The sequence below is a fragment of the Actinomyces mediterranea genome, from assembly GCF_900155595.1.
Classification (GTDB): domain Bacteria; phylum Actinomycetota; class Actinomycetes; order Actinomycetales; family Actinomycetaceae; genus Pauljensenia; species Pauljensenia mediterranea.
Genome location: NZ_FTPB01000004.1, coordinates 564,465 through 582,532 on the forward strand (window position 1 = coordinate 564,465; position 18,068 = coordinate 582,532).

The following is an 18,068-nucleotide window of genomic DNA, read 5'->3' on the forward strand; positions in this document are numbered from 1 at the left end:
GCTCGAAGTGATTGTGAAGTTCGCTGGTCGGATTCACAGCGACGAGGACGACTACGGCCGCCCTCGTCACATGCGATCACCAGCGGTAGTGGGCGAACGCGCGGTTCGACTCGGCCATCTTGTGCATGTCCTCGCGACGCTTGACAGCGGCGCCGAGACCGTTGGACGCATCCAGGATCTCATTCGCAAGACGCTCGGTCATCGTCTTCTCGCGACGCTGGCGCGAGAAGTCGACCAGCCAGCGCAGGGCGAGCGTCGTGGCGCGCGCAGGGCGGACCTCGACCGGAACCTGGTAGGTGGCGCCGCCGACTCGGCGGGAGCGCACCTCGAGGGCGGGGCGAATGTTGTCAAGAGCGCGCTTGAGCACGGACACCGGGTCCTGCTCGGTGCGCGCACGCACGGTCTCCAGAGCGCCGTAAACGATGCGCTCGGCGACGGTCTTCTTGCCGTCCAGGAGGACGCGGTTGACCAGCTGGGTGACGACCTTCGAGCCGTAGACCGGATCGTCGACGAGGGGACGCTTAGGAGCGGGGCCCTTACGAGGCATTACTTCTTCTCCTTCTTCGCGCCGTAACGGGAACGCGCCTGCTTGCGGTTACGAACGCCCTGGGTGTCGAGCGACCCGCGGACAATGCGGTAGCGGACGCCCGGGAGGTCCTTGACACGACCACCGCGGACGAGCACGATCGAGTGCTCCTGCAGGTTATGGCCCTCACCGGGGATGTACGCCGTCACTTCGATGCCGGAGGACAGACGTACACGGGCGACCTTACGAAGGGCGGAGTTCGGCTTCTTCGGGGTCGTGGTGTACACGCGGGTGCACACGCCGCGACGCTGGGGCGAGCCCTTGAGCGCCGGGGTCTTCACCTTCGAGCGCTTCGAGCTGCGGCCCTTGCGGACGAGCTGCTGAATGGTAGGCACTGGGTCTCCAGTTTCTTTCCGTCGGCGGCCCCTCGCCTATGGCGCTGGGCCCTTGTTGTCAGTCATCCATGGCTGACGGATCCCCTCTCGCGGACGCACAGATATCCGCCTGGGGCCGGTGCGCCATGATGACGGGACGTGTCCGCACTGCCGGAGCCGGTGCGGGGCCGGGTCAGAGAATGACGCCCGGAGCTCCGACGGACGGAGCCCGCTGTCGGCCGGAGCCGACGACATCGGCCGATGGCCGATCCACCGGAATGTACCCGGTGAAGGAGACCCGTGAAGCCACGGGAACCGCCCTCAAGTTTAGGGGGTCGGCGCGAGTAAGGTCAAAGGGCGCACACGTGACCTTAAGCGCACAAAATCCGGGTATTACGGCCGCCTCCGGCTCCCCGGGTCGGCATGCGGAATCGGTCCTGGCGCGCGGAGCCGGAATCAGGGCAGAATATCGACTGCAATCAGCACGATCGACTCCGCAACAGGACCAGCCCGTTTGATCGGCAGCGTCACACGAAGAGAAGAGCCCGAGCGGCTCATGCCGTTCGGGCTACGGATTGTGGAGCTAAGGGGATTCGAACCCCTGACCTTCTCATTGCGAACGAGACGCGCTACCAACTGCGCCATAGCCCCAGGTACCCGGAAAGCATAGCACCACTCTCCCATCGAGCGCTAAACCGTATCCGGGCCGAGGAGATTGAGAAGCGTCACGTCACTGCGACAGCGCTCACCCGTACAAACGCACACAGTTTTCATCGCATCATATACTCCGCAACACCCTCTACCCTCCATGACCTGCGAATACGCAGTTCGAACAGAGCGAAGCGCAATGACAATCAGAGAAACTGTGTGCGATTCTGCGGGTTCACCGTGGGATCAACGCCGAGATCTGGGGCCGGTGCTACTGTGCGCGGCGCGCCTCCAAGACGGCGTTGAGATCGAGGGCAATGCCCTGTTCGACGACCTCTTCGGTGGACATCAAACCGGTCGGCGGCACGGAGGCCTCGAGGGGGCGGGCGGGAACGCGCGCTGCAACCTTCGGAATGCCGCGAAGGTCCGTGTCGGCGTGAACGGCGCGCCCCGCAACCCTGCCGCGCATCGCGTAGCTCGGAGCCGGGACGTAGGACACGCTCCACGTCTTGCGCTCGACGGAGGCGGTGTCCGGGAGAAGATCCTCGTCTTCGGCAGTCTCGACGACCGGCTCCGCTTCAACCAAGAGTGGCTCCGGGGCTGTCTCAGGGATCACGGGGGCGGCGAGCATCGGCGCCGGTTCGCTCGCTGGCACGGGTTCGGGGGCGCTCGCTGGCACGGGTTCGGGGGCGCTCGCTGGCGTCGTCGCCTCTTCAAGGACGCTGGTGCGCCCCGCCCCGGAGCGCTGCGAAACGCCCTTGAGTTCGTTGAGCAATTGGATCTCCGCCTCGTTCATCTTCTGGGATCGGATCGCGGCGACGCGCGAGGCGACCATAGAGGCGACGAAGAGGGCGCCCGGCACTGCGAACCAGTACCACGACAGACTCGTCAACGCGGCGACGAGGGCGAGGACCAGCGTGGCCACCGCCAGCAATCCGGAAATGACAAGGCGCCTGCGAACTGCAGCGGCCTCACTGGACAACCTCGCCGCTCGGCGCGCACGGAGCTTCGCAATCTCGCGGACGTTGACATTGGTCCGATGGCTGACGCGGAGTCGGGGGCGCTGCGCTGATCCCTGGTCCATGTCGTCTCCGTTTCCCACTGACAGTGCCCGGGGCTGGGCCAGCAGCGGGGTCGAAGCGCTGTGGCAGGTGTCGGGCACGGGTTCTTCACGTGTGTCGAGCAGACGCAGTCGAGAGGAGTACCGGTCCCCTTCTCGGGTCTGCGTGATCGCCGTTTGACGGGCGACGAGCAGGGGAATCATGGATGCGAGCGTAATGGCCGCCGCAATGATGACGATTCCCCCGATGAGCACGCTCCTACCGTATGCGGTGGCTTCATCAATCTCGCTCTACGAGGCCCTCGTGTTGGCCATCTATCACTTGGACGTCACACACAATCGTCACAGTAGTCACATGTGCAACACCAGTCACAGGCGGAGTGGAAAACCTGCAGCTCCTGTCATCAAAGGAGCGTCGCGTCCCCTCCCCACACGGCGCGCACCAGGCCGCCCTCGGGCAGGGACTCGGCGTCGATCGAGAAGCAGTGATGATCCGCCCACTTGCCTGCGATGTGCATGAACCGCGGGCGGAGCCCCTCTAAGTGGAGCCCCAGCTTTCGGCACAGGCCCATCGACGGGCCATTCTCGGGCCGCACGTCGATCTCAATACGATGCAGCCCGAGTTCACCGATGACGAGGTCGATCATGAGAGCCGTGCACAGGGAGCCCACTCCCCATCCGGCCCATCTCTCGCACATCCAATAGCCGAGCATTCCCTGTGACATCGCACCGTGCACGACATTCGACAGTGAGAACTGTCCCGCGATCTCCCCGTCGATCTCCGCCAACATGACAAGAGCCCGCTTCTTGGACTGGTCGCGGTCGGTTCTCCTGGCGTAGGCGCCGATATCGGATAGTTCATCATCCGTCCCCGGTGGAAGGGTCGCATCCCATGGGGCGAGCCAGTCGTGATTCACCCGTCGGACGTCGTCGACCCGCCAGTGATCGCGCCCCCACACGGGACGCAGCCGCACCAGTGCCGGTTGCGCCGAGGAGGGCGCAACCACCGGCTCCGCGTCGGCGCTGACGAATCCGCGACCCGCAATCGGCCGATGGAGGAAGCCCCTGCCGATGGGATCGGGGACCTCGAGGGTCAACTCCGCGAGGCTTCGCCCCCACACCCGTGCGAAGGGGCGCAGCAATCCGCTCACCGGCCGTTCACACCCCGGTCATTCCAGCACCATGCACTGCAAAACATCCCCCGCCCGAACATTCGTCGTCCCCTCCGGGACGACCGCGAGCGCATTGGACTCCGCAAGTGCGCTGAGCAGCAGGGAGGCTGGCGCGCCCATGACCTTCGCCTGATACCCCGACTTGGGGTCACCGACGAGGCGGACCCTCACGAATTCGCGGCGCCCCCTAGGCGAGTACCAGGATCGGTCGACGACTGCGCGCACCGACGGCCGCGTCAGTTGCGTCCACCCCTGCATATGGCGCAACGCCGGGCGGACGAACACCTCGAAGCACACTTGCGCGGACACGGGGTCGCCGGGGAGGCAGAAGATCGGGATCGCGCCCCCGCCGTCCTGATCGCCGCCGACGGTTCCGACGCCGAGGATATGGCCCGGCCAGGCGGCAACATTGTCGAAACGGACGGTGCCGACCGCTCCGAGTACCTCGCGGACGGTGTCCCCCGACCCGTAGGAAATACCTCCCGTCGTGAGGACCAGGTCGGCGCGGACCAACTGATCTTCGATGGTGTCACGTAAGATATGACGCTCGTCGGGCACAGCTGCGACGCGGAAAGTCTGTGCGCCCGCGTCCGCAATCGCCGTTGACAGGGCGTGCCCATTCGCATCGAAGACGGTCCCGGGCCTCGCCTTTCGCCCCGGTTCGACGATCTCGTCGCCGATGGACAAGATGACAACGCGCGGCCTGGGATGGACGAGGACGCGCGAGCGCCCCACTCCGGCGAGGAGTGCGACTTGGCGCGCTCCGACTCTAGTCCCCCTGCGCAGAACGATCGTCCCCTCGGCGACGTCCTCGGCCTTGCGGCGGATGTTCTCACCGATCGCGGGTTGGGTCCGCACCCGCACGTGGGCGACGCCGCGGTCCGTGAAATCGAGGGAGATGACGCAGTCGGCGCCCGCGGGGACGGGAGCGCCCGACGCGATACGGATCGCCGTCCCCGGGACGAGGGCCGCGGGGTTGATATCGCCTGCGCGGATCTCCTCGGTCACCGGCAACTCGACGAGGGCGTCGGGGCGCGCACCATCCAGGTCTTCGGAACGCACCGCGTAGCCATCGCATGCCGCGAGGTCGGCGACAGGAAGGTCGAAGGCCGCTTCCACGTCTTCTGCGAGCACGCAGGACACGGCGTCGGCGAGCTGGACCTCCAGCGGGGGCTGCTGTGCGACGGCGCCCAGGCAGTCCTGGTAGAAATCAGCGACTGAGCGCATCAGCCCTTATCCACTTCGGTCCGAATGTACTCGCGCAGCGCCGGGCCCAGCTCGGGGTCGGCGAGGGCGAGGGCGATATTCGCTTCGAGGTACCCGAGTTTGTCGCCCGTGTCGAAACGTCGCTCGTTGACGACGACGCCGTAAAGTCCGCCGCCCTGGTCGGGATCCAGGTCGATCATCTTCGCATAGGCGTCGGTGAGCTGGTATTCGCCTCCGGCTCCGGGTTCGATCTGCTCGAGAGCATTGAAGACGGCAGGGTCGAGCAGGTAGCGGCCGATGACGGCGTACTCGGACTTAACCTCGTCGAGCGGCGGCTTCTCCACGACCTCGTCGATGCGCATGAGGTCGCCCTCGTCAAGGTTGACGCCCTCGGGGATCGGCAGCGGCGTGACAGCGGTGGAGGCGTAGGCGGTCGCCTGCTCCGGGGTGACCCTCATGAGGGCGACGACACTGCCGCCGAGGGCCTGACGCACCTCGATCATGCGGCGCAGGAGCTTGGCACCGGGCTCCATGAGGTCATCGGGCAGAAGCACTGCGAAGGGGGCGTCGCCGATGTGGTGGCGCGCCTGAAGGACCGCGTGGCCGAGGCCGAGGGGGCGGCCTTGGCGGACCGAGTGGATGCGCGCGAACCTCTTATACTCGTTGACGACGTCGAGTGCGGCGGTCTTCCCGGCTTTAGCGAGATCCGCCTCCAATCCCGGCTCCGCATCGAAGTAGTCCTCAATGGACTGCTTATTGGCGCGCGTCACGAAGAGCATGTCGGTAATGCCTGACTCGGTCGCCTCTTCGACTATGTACTCGATGGAGGGGCGGTCCACGATGGGGAGCATCTCCTTGGGGACCGACTTGGTGATGGGCAGGAAGCGGGTTCCACGCCCTGCTGCAGGGACAACGGCGTGCACGACTGGCTGCTTACGATCTGTCATGATGACCACATTAGCCATTGATGAGGAGGTCGTGGGCTATGAACGCGGAAAAGGCTCGCATTCGTACCACGATTCGAGCGTCGCGCTTCGCGCGGGTGCACCGCGACGCCCACGCGCAAGACGAGCAAAGGGGCTCCGGATCGATCAACTCTCTACCGTTGAGGCCACCATCGATGCTGCTCGCGCACTGGTTGACGACTGTGGAGGCGCTCGGCGCCGCCACCCCCGCTCTGCCCGCCCTCTTCGTTCCCACGCGAACGGAACCGGATGTGCGTCCCATCCTCGCAGCCTATGACGAGTGCCTGCTCCCCGTGGTCGCCGACAATGTCGGGCGTCCCCTGCCCGAGCCTGCATGGGCGCTGTGGCATCGGGGAGAGGAACTCGTGGACCCATCCGGTCGGGGCCCCTCCCAGCCCGGGGGTCTCAGGCTCACAGCGAGCGGGCTCGCGCGGGCCGACATCATCCTCGTACCCGCCCTCGCAGTGGATCTGAGGGGGAATCGCCTGGGTCAAGGAGGCGGCTGGTACGACCGGGCGCTCCGTCATGCCCGCCCACGCGCCCCACTCATCGCCGTCGTCTTCGACGACGAAGTGAGTTCCCAGACGCTGCCGACGCAGGCCCATGACCGCAGTGTCGACGCCGTCATCACGCCCTCCGGCTATCACGTGTTCCGCTGAATGCACAGCGCCCGCCCTCCACAGGATGCAGTGGGGTCGAAGGGTCATCCACAGGGCGGGGCCGACGCCATGGAAGCGGAAGGGAAGGGGCATCACACTATGTCCCATGACCTTTGTGAAGTCGTGGCGTTTGTGGCGCACGGTGCTACTCGTCCTCGCCGCCGCGCTGGCGGCGAGCTGCCTCACCCTCATCGCGTGCTCGCGCGGAACCGACGTCCTCGTTCTCACCCGCGCTCTCTCCCACGGGGACGTCCTCTCCCCCGATGTCATCGCCCGTGTGCGAGTCCCCGATCGGGCCCGGCCCGTCGATGCTCTCACCCCAGATGATCCGCTGCCCCAGTCGTGGCCCGGCGGACAGGTGGAGGCGGGCACCATCCTGTCCGAGTCCGTTATATCGGGGTCGGTGCTCGGACGCAGTCTGAATCCTGGGAAAACCATTGTCTCCGTCGTGTTGGATCAGACACAGCTCCCCCCGGTGGAGGGCGGTGATCACGTCGATCTATGGGGGCTGCCGCAGAACTGTGATGAACTTGTCTGTTCGGCTGCTTTATTGGCGCAGGACGCCTGTATATCGTCTCTGTCAGTCAGCGACGCCCCCGCGTGGGAGTCGTCTACAACTGCCCGACTCGACATCATCGTGAACGAGGCAGATGTACGACTGGTCCTCGGGCACGCCGGGACCGGAACACTAAGCCTCGCACTACGACCATCCCATGAGGATTAGCGGGGCAGAACACAGGAGATCTTCATGATCCAAGGTTTCAAGGAATTCATTTCCAAGGGAAACGTCATCGACCTCGCTGTCGCCGTCATCATCGGCGGCGCCTTCACCCCTATCGTCACAGCCGTCACCAACGTCATCATGGGCATCATCGGTGCCGTCGTCGGCTCCCCGAACTTCGATTCGGTCCTCGCCTTCTCAATCAACGGCTCCGACCCGATCCAACCGGGCACCATCCTCACCGCGCTCGTCAACTTCCTCCTCGTTGCGGCCGCCGTCTACTTCGCGGTTGTCGTTCCGATGAAGAAGGTTCAGGACCTGCGTCCGACCGAGGATGAAGAGGACGACGAGCCCTCGGAGGAGACCAAACTCCTCACCGAGATCCGCGACCTCCTCGCGAACAAGAACTGATCATCATCTGATCGCATGGCGGCCCCGCACCACATGGTGCGGGGCCGCCATCAGGTTCAGGCGCGCACCTGCCAATGCGGGGGGACGTCGTTGAGCAGTCGACGGTCATTCGCACTATCACCACGATCGGGTGAATCGGCCATGGAGCCGGGCCGCAGGTCTGCCTCGTTGACGGTGTCCTCCCACGAGGGCGCAATCCCCCGGTCGATGAGCCGCTGATCCACCTCGGAAATGTGGACGGCGACGCGGCGGGGCTTCTTCCCCCCTGACGGGCTCAACGTTCATCATCCCCAACGGGGAAGTCCTGCTTAGCGGACCCGCCCCCGGTTCCGTCGTCGCTGCTCGACTCCGTCCTTTTCACGACATTGCCGAGCACCGCATCCGATTGGAAGCCCCGTCGTGTGATCCCCAGGGATTCGCGCAGCTCCTCCACCAGTTGCTCATGCGTGCGCTCCACGCCGTCGGATCGGACCCACATCGCCATCTCGTCGAGCTGGTCATCCGAATACGCAGCCAGGGGCAGGCCTGTCGCGATCATTGGCCGCTCTCCCCTGGCGGGCGAAGGCTGCGTCTCCACGACCACGTTGAGCACTCCCGTTTCGAGTTCGTCGACGCGCTCACGGGCCTCACTGGTCTGAGCGACAAGCTCGTCGAGGCGCGCGGACTCCTCTACGATGACCTCCGGCTCCGGTTCGATCTCGACGCGCTCGGGGACGACGACGGCATCCTCGGCGCTCCCATTGATCTCATCAACCGCGTCAAGGACCAGTTGGACGATCGTATCGGTCTCCTTCGCGGGGTCGATGAACACCGCCATCGACAACGCGGTATGCACCTTCCACCCCTGTGCTTCCAGCATCATCGGCCACATACGGTCGCGCACGCGCAGCGATGGCTCGGCGACATACGCGTCATCATCGGTAAGGACGGCGACGAGGAGCCTGCCGGGCGCCTCGGGGTGCCCGATGGCCAGCGGGATGCGCATCCCGCCGGGGATCCCCACATTGGCCACGACCTCCAGGCCCATGCCGTAGAGCCGATCCGCGAGATCGACGAGAAGGCGGTCCGGCTCGGCCTCGAGGATCGGCCATGCCCCAGCGCCCTCGCCCGACTGGCCCTCCGCAATTTCAAGGAGATCGAGGAGCATGTGGCAGGCCTGCATCGTCAGACGCGAACGGTCGATGTCGGAAGCTCTCAGCGAGGAGACGATGGTGAGGTCGCCCCTGACGGCCCGTAACGCATCCGCCATGATCGCACTGCCCTGCGGGCGTGAGAACTCCCCGAAGTCGTGGATGACGCGCCCATGCGGGGTTTTCGCAAAACCGACGGAGATGATGATGTGGTCACGTTCGAAGCCGCGCGTTTCACCCGGTCCGACCACTCCGAAGGGCTCTGCGCTCCCCTGGTCGAAGAAGGCGGCGAGGCCGGGTTCGCTCGCCCTGATGCGCGCGATCGCCTGACGAATTCTCTCGGCGTGCCTCTCATTGAGAGCGATGACTCCGAGGGAGAGTTCCGGCTGCTCGACCGCGTGGGCGACGACCTCGTTGACCACTGCGTCGACTTCGGCCAGCGTCGATTCAACGGCACGCGCCCCCGGAGCGGGCATGCCCGTCCCTTCGCACCACAGTGCCGTCACGGGTGCTGCAGCGGATGTCCACGGGACGGGGACACCCGTGTGGTCGACGCCGTAGCGCGCCATCAGCAGCGCGACCTGGTCGTTGAGCCTGGTCGGGGTGACATCCATGCGCACCGATTCGAGGATCGATGCCAGTGCGGCGCTCGCACCGTCCTCGTCAATGGTCGACATATCGGCGAGGACGACCACCTGATTCGCGCGGGCGATAATCGGGATGAGCTCGGCGAGCGGCAGCTCATCGACCGAATCGAGGACGAGGAGATCGACGTGGTGGCCCGGGCCGACGATCAACGGCACGAGCGTCGGGACCGTGAACACGATGGGAATGAGGTGGCGCGCGAGCGGCACCGAGTTGAAGACCTCGACGGCACCTCCCCCATGCTTGATGACACGCTCAAGGGTATTCACCTGATCGGGGCGGGTCGCCATCGCCTGGAGGCGCAGTCTGCGCAGCTGACCGATCGCCTGCGGCGCAAGTGTGAGCACCTGCTCAGCGTCGAGGGCGCGCCCAGATGCGAGCATCTCTTCGAGTCGGGCGGGGTCGAATCCGCCGAGCTCTGGCTCGGCGGCGAGCATGATGCCGAGGACCGACGCCCACCATGCGAGGTCGAGTTCCGCGTCGATGAGTCCCTCGCTGACGAAGCGCTCGCGCAGGTCGTTCGCCAGCGGCGCCAAGCCGATCTCGCCGAGTTTCTTGAGGACCGACACGCGCCGGGGCAGCTCACGGGCGCCCTCAGGGTCATGGGCGAGTGCATCGAAGAGTTCGGCCACGTCCACGACGCTCATCTCCGTGAAGTTCTTGTGGGCCGTCGAGAACTGGGGTTCGAGGGAAGCGAGGTCATCGCTGATGCGCTTGGTGAGTTCGCGCGCGTCGTCGAGACGCTGGGGCAACGTCGGCCAACCGTCGGCATTGCACTGACTACGCCACGCTTCGCGGTGCTCTTGAACGAGCAGGAGCCTGCGATGCAGGTCGTCAACGTAGACGCCCGGACGGACGAGATCCTCAGCCTGTTTGACGAGCCGGACCCTCTCCGAGCGCTTCATCGTAATGCCGTGGGCGGCGCGCCACTGCTTAGACGCGGTCGCGATCACCATGTCCGCGGCAGATCGTTCGAAGATCTGCGGCTGGAACATGTCGAGAACGTCACGCACGCCCTCGAACATGGAGAGCTGGTCGTACCACTCATTGAGCGTCGTGGCAGGCTCGATATCAGCTTCTGCGGCGATGACTCCCATACGGACCCGCAGTTCGGGTAGAAGTTCGTCAGATAGGCGGGTCACCTTCTGAAGGACTTCGGAAACCTGTTCCTCAGAGTTGATGACGACGCCCTTCCACGCGGTGTGCGCTGTGGCGCGCGAGAAGATCCCCAGACTCGACGCCTCGTGCAGAAGGGCGCGGGCGTGTGCGCCCTGGTCCTGCGCGATCGCCAAGAGCACGTCTTCCCGCAGGCGAACATGGGTCGCCGGACTCGGGTGTGCGCCGGTGAGGTCGGTGAGGACTTGCAGAGCGTTGAAGGCGCTCACTCCGAAAGCGCGGAAGGGACGGTGCAGGTGGGAAGTGTAGGAGGACAGTTTCTCGCGCACATCGCGTAGTTGCGTGCGCAACGCATCCACCTCCGTGAGGTCGGCGACTTGGGAGGTGTCCGCCATGGCGTCGCGTAAGCGGGCGCGCAACTCCTCCCCCGATGCGGTCGTCGCATCGATGCGGGTCGCCATTTCGCCGATGCCCAATTCGCGGAGCCGGTCTTCGGCGCGGGTCGTGCGCGACGGGGATCCGGTGATGTGCAGGGTGGAGCGTCCGCTCGCCCCGGCGTCGGCGAGGATCGCGCCAACGAGGGCGGTGCCGTCGGCGCCGTGGGGAACATCGACGAGGAAGGAAGCGCCCTGGGCAACCGCTTCGACAACGTCGAGCTGGCGGGGGGTGAGGTCGCCCGCGCCCCGTTCCTTCCAGGGGTCGCGATCGGTGGGGTCCGGAGCGGGCAGGGGCGCACGCACACTCGCCCTCGCCTCGTCGTCGCCGGCGAGGGCTCGCACGATCGGCGAGGCGAGGATGTGGTCCGCGTGGTCAAATTCGCGCTGCAGCCTGGATGCGGGGTGCTCGAAGATCCCGAGGATGAGTTCGTCTCGCAACTCGAAGCGGTCGAGGACGCTTCCAGCGCTGCGCAGCTGGGACATGGCGTGCGATGACGAGAAGCCGTGGGGCGAGGTCGCATTCGCGATGAGCCCGTCAATGTCGATGACGACTCCTCGCGCTTCGAGTGCTGCCCCCAGGAGCGGGTCGAGTTCGTATCCGGGCAGGAGGGTGATGGTGACATCGCCACCGTTCTCGGTGAGCCTCGCGTGCCGCAGGAGTGCGGCGGAGGTGCATACGCGGCCGCCCTCGAACCAGCGCGTTTGGCCGATCGACATGTGGATGTGACCGAGGCCGTGGCGGGCGGTCAGCTCTCTCGAACGCGCCATAATGGTTCGGACGCGCTCCACCGCTCTGAGGTGTGAGGCGGGTTCGCGGATAAGCAGTGAAAGCCTGGTCGGGTGGTCGGTGTAGAGCTGGGCGAGGCCACCGGGGTGCGGCTGGTTCATGGTGAGCCTGGGGGCGTCCTCACCCTCGATGCGGGTGACGCGCTGAAGGTCCTCCTTCCACACCGCCAGGGCAGCATCAAGGCGTTCACCTACGCCTTGGGAGGCGCTCTCCTGGGACGCCACATCGGAATGCTCATCCGAAGTGCGGGGGTGTCGAGTGAAGAAACTAGAAGCCACGGTTCCACGGTACCGGTCGGTGCCCCGCCCGCCCGTATGACGTGCCCGCAGAGAGCATCTTTTAGCTTTCGAGCACGGCCCACCATATCAGTGCCCCCGAGACGATTCGAACGTCCGACACCCGCTTTAGGAGAGCGGTGCTCTATCCCCTGAGCTACGAGGGCGTGCGCGGCCCGTTGTCGAGCCGTTCGCGGCCACCACTGTACCAGGCCAACGCCCCAATGAGCCATGCGGGTTTGCCGCACACTAGTGCGCGGCAAACCCGCATGGCTGTCAGCGCTGAAGAGCCCCTGGGCGTCAGCGGCGCTCCCAGTCGGGGGCCTTCGCGGATTCAGCCTTTCCGAGGTGGTCGGAGGGCACGATCATGACCGGGCAGGTCGAGTGGGCGAGAACGGTCTGCGAGGTCGATCCCAGCAGGACTCCGGCGAGGCCTCCGCGTGCCCTCGTGCCCACAACAACGAGGTCGACGGCGGTGGAGAACTCGATGAGCAACGACGCCGGGGAACCGTCGAGGGCGTGACGTGCAACATCGAGTTCACGCCCTTCGAGTGCCTTATCAATGGCGATCCCGATGCCCTTGCGCACGTCGCGCAACAGCGTCGAATGATCGACACCCGTCGGCGCCCAGGTCATCATCGAGGTCCCCGTCGCGATCGGAACGGCGGAGACCGCTGTGAGGCGGGCGCCCCACAATAGGGCCTCGTCGACTGAGCGGCGCAGCGCGGAGGAGGGGATGTCGGAGCCGTCGACACCGACAACGATGCGTTCGATCGGCATGAATTTCTTACCGGATGTGTGGCGCGGGACGACGACAACGGGACACTTCGCATGTGCGGGCAGTGCGGAGGAGACGGTCCCCAGGAGCCGGTCGGCGAAAGTGCCCCCGCCTCTGGAGCCGACGACAATCATGTCGACTTCGCGGGACATCTCGACGAGCACTCCGGCAGGGTCGCCTGGTTCAATGGATGAGGAGACGTTCTTCGCGCCCCTCTTCTTCGCGACTTCGGCCGCTTCATTGACGACCTGCTGTGCGCCCCTCTTGAGCGCTTCGTCATCGAGGACAGCGTATCCGCCGTCGAGGGCAGCAGCTGAATAGGATGCGAGTGCGTAGGTGCACAAAACGTGCAGTCGCCCGCCTGTTCGCGCCGTACGGCCTGCTGCCCATTTGACGGCGGCGAGGCTCTCCGTTGAGCCGTCTACGCCAACCAAGATGACTTCGGTGGAACCCATGGTGTCCTCCTCGTGATGTGTGTCACGTATATTGTGCCTCATCCGCGACACTTTCGGGGAGTAGAAACGATCAGAGAAGGACAAGTTCGCGCATGCGGTCCACAAGTGCCAAGAATGCGCCGATAAACAGAAGGGCCGGTCGAACCCGAGGGTGCAACCGGCCGATCAGATCCGAATGTGATCAGTAGCGGACGAAGTATCCGCCGGAACGCACGGACGAGATTCGTGAGAGCTCACCGGGAACAGTGGCCTCAACCATTTGTCCATTGCCGATATAGACGGCGACGTGGCCGGGATAGGCGACGATGTCACCGGGCTGGGCCTCAGCGGCCGACACGATCGTGCCACCTGCTGCCTGCGCCGAGGAGGAGTGCGGCAGGCTAATGCCCGCAGCCTGGTAGGCGAGCATCACGAGGCCGGAGCAGTCGGCTCCGGCGAAAGAGGAGCCGCCGTAGACATAGGGGATGCCGGTGAGCGAAAGAGCAGCCGATGCGATGGAGCCGCCGGAGGCGTTGTAGGCGGCGATCTGGCTCGCACTCGCGCCGGAGATCTCGCCGCGGGCCTCGGAACGATTGGCGGCAACGGGTGTGGGCTCAACGACTTCCTCGGCGGCGGGCGCGGGGGCCTCGGCGGAGGCGGTGACCTCATCGGCGGTCCATGCGATGTCTGCGACGACGACGGTCGTCACCTTGTCGTCTGCGGTGGCGGTGGTCGGAGGGGCGATGGTCTCACCGCTCTGAGCGCCGGATGCGGGGGCCGCCTGTGCGGCGCCGCCGACGACTGCAGTGAGGGCCAGACCCGTCACCGAGGCGATTGCAGCCGGGCGAACCGGGCTGATGGAAGTGATTGTGTCGGCCAGATCGGTGATCGGAGCCATGGGGCGACGGACCATGCGATGTCGTGGCGCGGGCTTGGCAGTAGTCACGTTCGAATTTTCTCCTAATTGAACCTTCGAGGTCAGCTGTCGGATTCGGGCAGGAGAGCCCGGCTCGGTTCCCCGAGCTTCACCCCAAGACCCGCAAGGGTCGTATGTGGTTCCCCCGATTCGGGCCTATGTTTCCGGCTCCTCCACGGCCCGAACTCGGTTGATGAAGGACGGTCGGCTTCTTCAGCCGGGACCTACTTTAGAACGGAGTCGACCCAAATGTCACGCGAAGGTAACGAAGTTGCGACAGATCACAGCATCCGTTCACCGAAGTCACCGAACGCTAGACATTCTCCACGAATAGGTGGGGCGTCATCGACAGCGGAATCTGGAACTCCGCCGTCACAGCGCCCGCGTCATCGCATGCGCTCACCCGCACGTAGTCGCCCGCAGCGTGGACGATGAGGGTCGACCCCGGGCGAAGAGCCGCGTCATCGAATGCGGCGATGAGGTCGGATTGTGCCTGGATCGGTTCTCCGATGCGGACGAGGGTGAGGACCTCCCCCTCGCGCGAGCGCACCGCGAGTTCCACAGACTCGCCCCGGCTTGCCTCCCCGGCGCCGGGGATCGCATTACCATAAGGATCAGTCATCGGCTCGTTGAGTAGGGCGACCAGCCTTTCCTCTACCTTCTGCGACATCACGTGCTCCCACCGGCACGCCTCCTCGTGCGCAGCCTCCCACTCGAGGCCGATGACATCGATGAGGAGCCGCTCGGCGAGCCGGTGCTTGCGCACCACCGCGAGCGCGTGTCGGCGCCCCAATTCGGTCAGTTCGAGTCGACGATCCCCGAGGACGTGGAGGAGTCCATCGCGCTCCATTCGCGCGACAGTCTGGGACACCGTAGGGCCGGAATGGTCGAGGCGCTCGACGATTCGCGCACGCAAGGGGGTCACTCCATCCTCTTCCATTTCGAAGATGGTCTTGAGGTACATCTCGGTGGTGTCGATGAGGTCGCTCATAGAAGCATCTCCTCCTCCTGCGGTGGCGCACTGTGTGCGATCAGAATAGGACTTTCACCCCTGGTGCGATGCTTACTGGCGGTATCGTGCCTGAAATGAGACCCCGACGCCCCGCCGACCCGGGGTAATTGGAATCACTCGCGTCATGGAATTGACCGGGGTCATGTGCGTGAAGGGATTAGGTTATGGGCATGGACACTATCCCGCCGCTGCCCGCCGAGATTCTCCCCGCTGACGGGCGATTCGGCTCAGGCCCGTCGCGCATCCGCACTGCGCAGATCGACGCCCTATCAGCTCCGCTTCTCATGGGGACCTCTCACCGCAAGGAGCCTGTCAAGAGGATCGTCGCGTCGTTTCGATCAGGGCTGCGCGAACTCTTCGCCCTGCCCGACGACTATGAAGTCGTCCTCGGCAATGGCGGCGCCACGGCGTTCTGGGACGTCGCCGCAGCTTCTCTCATCCGCAGGCGCGCCGCATTCGCGACCTTCGGCGCATTCGGCGAGAAGTTCGCCGCCGAGGTTGATAAGGCCCCCCACCTCGACGCTGCGCTGCGCACCACGGCCCCTTGGGGGCGGCTCGCGACGCTGACGGGAACGGAGGCCGACGAGTCCGGTGCCGCACCCGATGTCTTCGCCCACCCCCACCATGAGACTTCAACGGGGGTGCTCTCCCCCGTCAGGCGCCTCGGCGACGATGAGGCGCTGACCCTCGTCGATGCGACCTCGATCGCCGGAGCCGTCGGAGTCGACGTCACCGCGACCGACGCCTACTATTTCTCCCCTCAGAAGGCCTTCGCCTCCGACGGCGGACTATGGGTCGCGTTCCTCTCCCCTGCAGCGATCGACCGCGCGCGCGAGCTCCACGGCGCTCCAGACCGCTGGATGCCGACCTTCCTCGATCTGTCGGTCGCGATCTCGAACTCCGTCAAGGACCAGACCCTCAACACTCCTGCGATTGCGACGCTCATCATGCTCGAGCAACAGGTGTCGTGGATGAGGGGCGAGGGCGGATTGGAGGCGATGGAGGCGCGTTCCCGGGCCGCATCGTCGCTGATCTACGACTGGGCAGAGGCCTCGTCCATCGCCCGCCCCTTCGTCTGTGATCCCGAGGTGCGCTCCCCCGTCGTTGCGACCATCGAGTTCGACGACGCGGTGGACACGGCCGCCCTGTCCTCACGCCTCCGCTCCCAGGGGATCGTCGATATCGACGCTTATCGGGGCGTGGGGGCGAATCAGTTGCGCATTGCGACCTGGCCATCGACGCCGACCGAGGATGTGGAGGCACTGCTCTCCTGCATCGATTGGGTGCTTGAGCACAGCCTTTGAGCCCGCCTCAGTCGTCGGGCGGAGTATTCTTCTCGCTTGGTTGGCCGCTTACCTCTTCGGATTGGACATTCTCGTCCTCCGCTCGGACCTCGTCCTCGTCGGGATGTTCGAGGGCGCTCGCCCGCTCGACCGGACCCTCGACATTGATGAGATGCGCCGATGTATGCAGGCGCACCCGGATATCCCAGTGGCTCATCGCCCAGGCGCCGCAGATGACGGCGATGGCCAGTGATGCTCCGCCGCCGACGAGGATCGACCAGCGGGCGCCAAGGGTCTCGCCCACCCAGCCGATAAAGGGCGAGCCGATGGGGGTCGCCCCCATGAAGATCATCGAATAGAGCGCCATGACGCGGCCGCGCATCGTCTCGTGAGTCGTGATCTGAATCGCCGCATTCGCGGCCGTCACCATGGTGAGCATCGCGTAACCCGTCGGGATGGACAGTGCGGCGAAGGCGGCATAGGTCGGGGACAGTCCGAGGAGAATCTCGAGGGCGCCGTAGGACGCGGCTCCGACGACGATGTACCGCAGTCGCGGGACCCTCCTGCGCGCAGCCATCAACGATCCGGCAAGGGAGCCGATCGCCATGAAGGAGGCGAGGATGCCGTACTGCCCCGCGGCCTTGCCGTACACCTCGGTCGCCATGAGGGCGCTCGTGAGTTGGAAGTTCATGCCGAGCGCGGAGACGACCGCGACGATGCACAAGACGAGGACGATATCGGGACGCGACTTCACATAGGAGATGCCCTCGCGGATCTGCCCGGGAGAGCGTTTGACGACGCGGCGCTCGATGAGGTCCGCCGTGCGCATAAGGGCCAGGGCCGTCACGGGCGCGAGGAACAGTACCGTGTTGATGACGAAGACCCAGCCGATGCCGACGGCCTCGATGAGTAGGCCCGACACCGCAGGGCCGATGAGGCGCGCAGTGTTGAAGGCGGTGGAATTGAGGGCGACGGCATTGGACAGGGAATGAGCGGGCACCAATTCGGAGACGAAGGCCTGCCGAGCGGGAGAATCGATCGCGGAGGCGACGCCGCCGACGAGGGCGAGGACATAGACCTGCCACAGCGATGCGATTCCTGTAAGGATGAGGACGCCGAGGAGGAGTCCGAGCAGGGCATTCGTCGCCTGCGTCGCTTGAAGGAGGCGGCGCCTGTTGAGGCGGTCGGCGAGTAGGCCCGCCCACGGGGACAGCAGGAGGATTGGAAGGAACTGCAGCGCGGTGACGATGCCGACCTGGGTTCCTGAATTCGCGCTCAGGACGGTGAGGACCAGCCAGTCCTGGGCGACTCGCTGCATCCAGACGCCGATTGAGGCGACCATGGATCCGAAGAACCACAGGCGGAAGTTCGGGTAGTGCAGGGAATGGAAGGTGCGCGACACGGGGGTGCGCCTCCTCTTGACGGGGTGGTGTGCGGGTGGCGTCATGTCCGGCAGCGACGAGTGCCGTTGCTTCGAGGATACGCGACGCCCCGCGGCATCACTGCCGCGGGG

16 protein-coding genes, 2 tRNA genes and 1 riboswitch are annotated in these 18,068 nt (G+C 65.5%); of the genes, 4 read left to right on the forward strand and 14 right to left on the reverse strand.

The features are described 5' to 3' along the window. Positions 1-76: 76 nt before the first annotated feature. From rpsG to BQ7471_RS06610, 7 genes are all read right to left on the reverse strand, one after another. A complete protein-coding gene (gene rpsG, locus BQ7471_RS06580; protein ID WP_076465095.1) occupies positions 77-547 on the reverse strand; it encodes a 30S ribosomal protein S7 in 471 nt (156 codons plus the stop codon). Beyond that, the gene (gene rpsL, locus BQ7471_RS06585; protein WP_026460007.1) at positions 547-921 is read right to left on the reverse strand and encodes a 30S ribosomal protein S12; all 375 of its coding nucleotides are present in this window, start codon (positions 919-921) and stop codon (positions 547-549) included. Before rpsL ends, rpsG begins: the two co-directional genes overlap by 1 nt. Positions 922-1,478: 557 nt before the next feature. Then, positions 1,479-1,551 (reverse strand) — tRNA-Ala (locus BQ7471_RS06590). A 268-nt stretch (positions 1,552-1,819) separates the two neighbouring features. Further along, positions 1,820-2,863, reverse strand: coding sequence for a hypothetical protein (locus BQ7471_RS06595; RefSeq protein WP_076465096.1), 1,044 nt, complete (start codon positions 2,861-2,863; stop codon positions 1,820-1,822). A gap of 149 nt (positions 2,864-3,012) precedes the next feature. Further along, positions 3,013-3,759 carry a GNAT family N-acetyltransferase gene (locus tag BQ7471_RS06600; RefSeq protein WP_235821251.1) on the reverse strand — a complete coding sequence of 249 codons (747 nt, stop codon included), beginning with the start codon at positions 3,757-3,759 and terminating at the stop codon, positions 3,013-3,015. An 18-nt stretch (positions 3,760-3,777) separates the two neighbouring features. Next, positions 3,778-5,007 carry a molybdopterin molybdotransferase MoeA gene (locus tag BQ7471_RS06605; protein WP_076465097.1) on the reverse strand — a complete coding sequence of 410 codons (1,230 nt, stop codon included), beginning with the start codon at positions 5,005-5,007 and terminating at the stop codon, positions 3,778-3,780. After that, complete coding sequence (locus BQ7471_RS06610) at positions 5,007-5,933, reverse strand: UTP--glucose-1-phosphate uridylyltransferase (protein ID WP_205408267.1); 927 nt, start codon at positions 5,931-5,933, stop codon at positions 5,007-5,009. Before BQ7471_RS06610 ends, BQ7471_RS06605 begins: the two co-directional genes overlap by 1 nt. A gap of 38 nt (positions 5,934-5,971) precedes the next feature. Between BQ7471_RS06610 and BQ7471_RS06615 the strand changes: the two genes are divergently transcribed. The 3 genes from BQ7471_RS06615 to mscL all read left to right on the forward strand — a co-directional run bounded on the left by BQ7471_RS06615 (position 5,972) and on the right by mscL (position 7,742). Continuing rightward, positions 5,972-6,610 carry a 5-formyltetrahydrofolate cyclo-ligase gene (locus BQ7471_RS06615; protein WP_235821252.1) on the forward strand — a complete coding sequence of 213 codons (639 nt, stop codon included), beginning with the start codon at positions 5,972-5,974 and terminating at the stop codon, positions 6,608-6,610. Positions 6,611-6,716: 106 nt separating this feature from the next. Continuing rightward, the gene (locus BQ7471_RS06620; RefSeq protein WP_076465100.1) at positions 6,717-7,334 is read left to right on the forward strand and encodes a CpaB family protein; all 618 of its coding nucleotides are present in this window, start codon (positions 6,717-6,719) and stop codon (positions 7,332-7,334) included. 24 nt (positions 7,335-7,358) lie between these two features. Beyond that, the gene (gene mscL, locus BQ7471_RS06625; RefSeq protein ID WP_076465102.1) at positions 7,359-7,742 is read left to right on the forward strand and encodes a large conductance mechanosensitive channel protein MscL; all 384 of its coding nucleotides are present in this window, start codon (positions 7,359-7,361) and stop codon (positions 7,740-7,742) included. 56 nt (positions 7,743-7,798) lie between these two features. On the opposite strand, the gene BQ7471_RS06630 is transcribed toward mscL, so the two are convergent. The 6 genes from BQ7471_RS06630 to BQ7471_RS06655 form a co-directional block, all read right to left on the reverse strand. Beyond that, positions 7,799-8,020: a toxin gene (locus BQ7471_RS06630; RefSeq protein ID WP_076465103.1), complete on the reverse strand. Its 222-nt coding sequence runs from the start codon at positions 8,018-8,020 to the stop codon at positions 7,799-7,801. Next, the gene (locus BQ7471_RS06635) at positions 8,017-12,135 is read right to left on the reverse strand and encodes a prevent-host-death family protein (protein WP_076465105.1); all 4,119 of its coding nucleotides are present in this window, start codon (positions 12,133-12,135) and stop codon (positions 8,017-8,019) included. Before BQ7471_RS06635 ends, BQ7471_RS06630 begins: the two co-directional genes overlap by 4 nt. A 91-nt stretch (positions 12,136-12,226) precedes the next feature. Next, positions 12,227-12,299: transfer RNA gene (locus BQ7471_RS06640), tRNA-Arg, on the reverse strand. Between the two features lie 133 nt (positions 12,300-12,432). After that, positions 12,433-13,365, reverse strand: coding sequence for a universal stress protein (locus BQ7471_RS06645; RefSeq protein ID WP_076465107.1), 933 nt, complete (start codon positions 13,363-13,365; stop codon positions 12,433-12,435). Between the two features lie 181 nt (positions 13,366-13,546). Then, positions 13,547-14,290 carry a C40 family peptidase gene (locus BQ7471_RS06650; protein WP_235821253.1) on the reverse strand — a complete coding sequence of 248 codons (744 nt, stop codon included), beginning with the start codon at positions 14,288-14,290 and terminating at the stop codon, positions 13,547-13,549. Positions 14,291-14,296: 6 nt separating this feature from the next. Continuing rightward, positions 14,297-14,440: riboswitch (cyclic di-AMP (ydaO/yuaA leader) on the reverse strand. Positions 14,441-14,573: 133 nt separating this feature from the next. Then, the gene (locus BQ7471_RS06655; protein ID WP_076465110.1) at positions 14,574-15,251 is read right to left on the reverse strand and encodes a metal-dependent transcriptional regulator; all 678 of its coding nucleotides are present in this window, start codon (positions 15,249-15,251) and stop codon (positions 14,574-14,576) included. A gap of 191 nt (positions 15,252-15,442) precedes the next feature. Here BQ7471_RS06655 and serC point away from each other — a divergent pair, with 191 nt between their 5' ends. Beyond that, positions 15,443-16,576 carry a phosphoserine transaminase gene (gene serC / locus BQ7471_RS06660; RefSeq protein WP_076466225.1) on the forward strand — a complete coding sequence of 378 codons (1,134 nt, stop codon included), beginning with the start codon at positions 15,443-15,445 and terminating at the stop codon, positions 16,574-16,576. Positions 16,577-16,583: 7 nt separating this feature from the next. Here the strand turns inward: serC and BQ7471_RS06665 are convergent, their stop codons facing one another. Beyond that, positions 16,584-17,957: an MFS transporter gene (locus BQ7471_RS06665; protein WP_083663291.1), complete on the reverse strand. Its 1,374-nt coding sequence runs from the start codon at positions 17,955-17,957 to the stop codon at positions 16,584-16,586. Between the last annotated feature and the right edge of the window lie 111 nt (positions 17,958-18,068).

Bases quoted from the DNA above. Each gene is read 5' to 3' on its own strand.
- BQ7471_RS06645 (WP_076465107.1), bottom strand. From the start codon at position 13,365: ATGGGTTCCACCGAAGTCATCTTGGTTGGCGTAGACGGCTCAACGGAG.
- BQ7471_RS06655 (WP_076465110.1), bottom strand. From the start codon at position 15,251: ATGAGCGACCTCATCGACACCACCGAGATGTACCTCAAGACCATCTTC.
- BQ7471_RS06620 (WP_076465100.1), top strand. From the start codon at position 6,717: ATGACCTTTGTGAAGTCGTGGCGTTTGTGGCGCACGGTGCTACTCGTC.
- mscL (WP_076465102.1), top strand. From the start codon at position 7,359: ATGATCCAAGGTTTCAAGGAATTCATTTCCAAGGGAAACGTCATCGAC.
- BQ7471_RS06610 (WP_205408267.1), bottom strand. From the start codon at position 5,933: ATGACAGATCGTAAGCAGCCAGTCGTGCACGCCGTTGTCCCTGCAGCA.
- rpsG (WP_076465095.1), bottom strand. From the start codon at position 547: ATGCCTCGTAAGGGCCCCGCTCCTAAGCGTCCCCTCGTCGACGATCCG.
- serC (WP_076466225.1), top strand. From the start codon at position 15,443: ATGGACACTATCCCGCCGCTGCCCGCCGAGATTCTCCCCGCTGACGGG.
- BQ7471_RS06605 (WP_076465097.1), bottom strand. From the start codon at position 5,007: ATGCGCTCAGTCGCTGATTTCTACCAGGACTGCCTGGGCGCCGTCGCA.
- BQ7471_RS06615 (WP_235821252.1), top strand. From the start codon at position 5,972: ATGAACGCGGAAAAGGCTCGCATTCGTACCACGATTCGAGCGTCGCGC.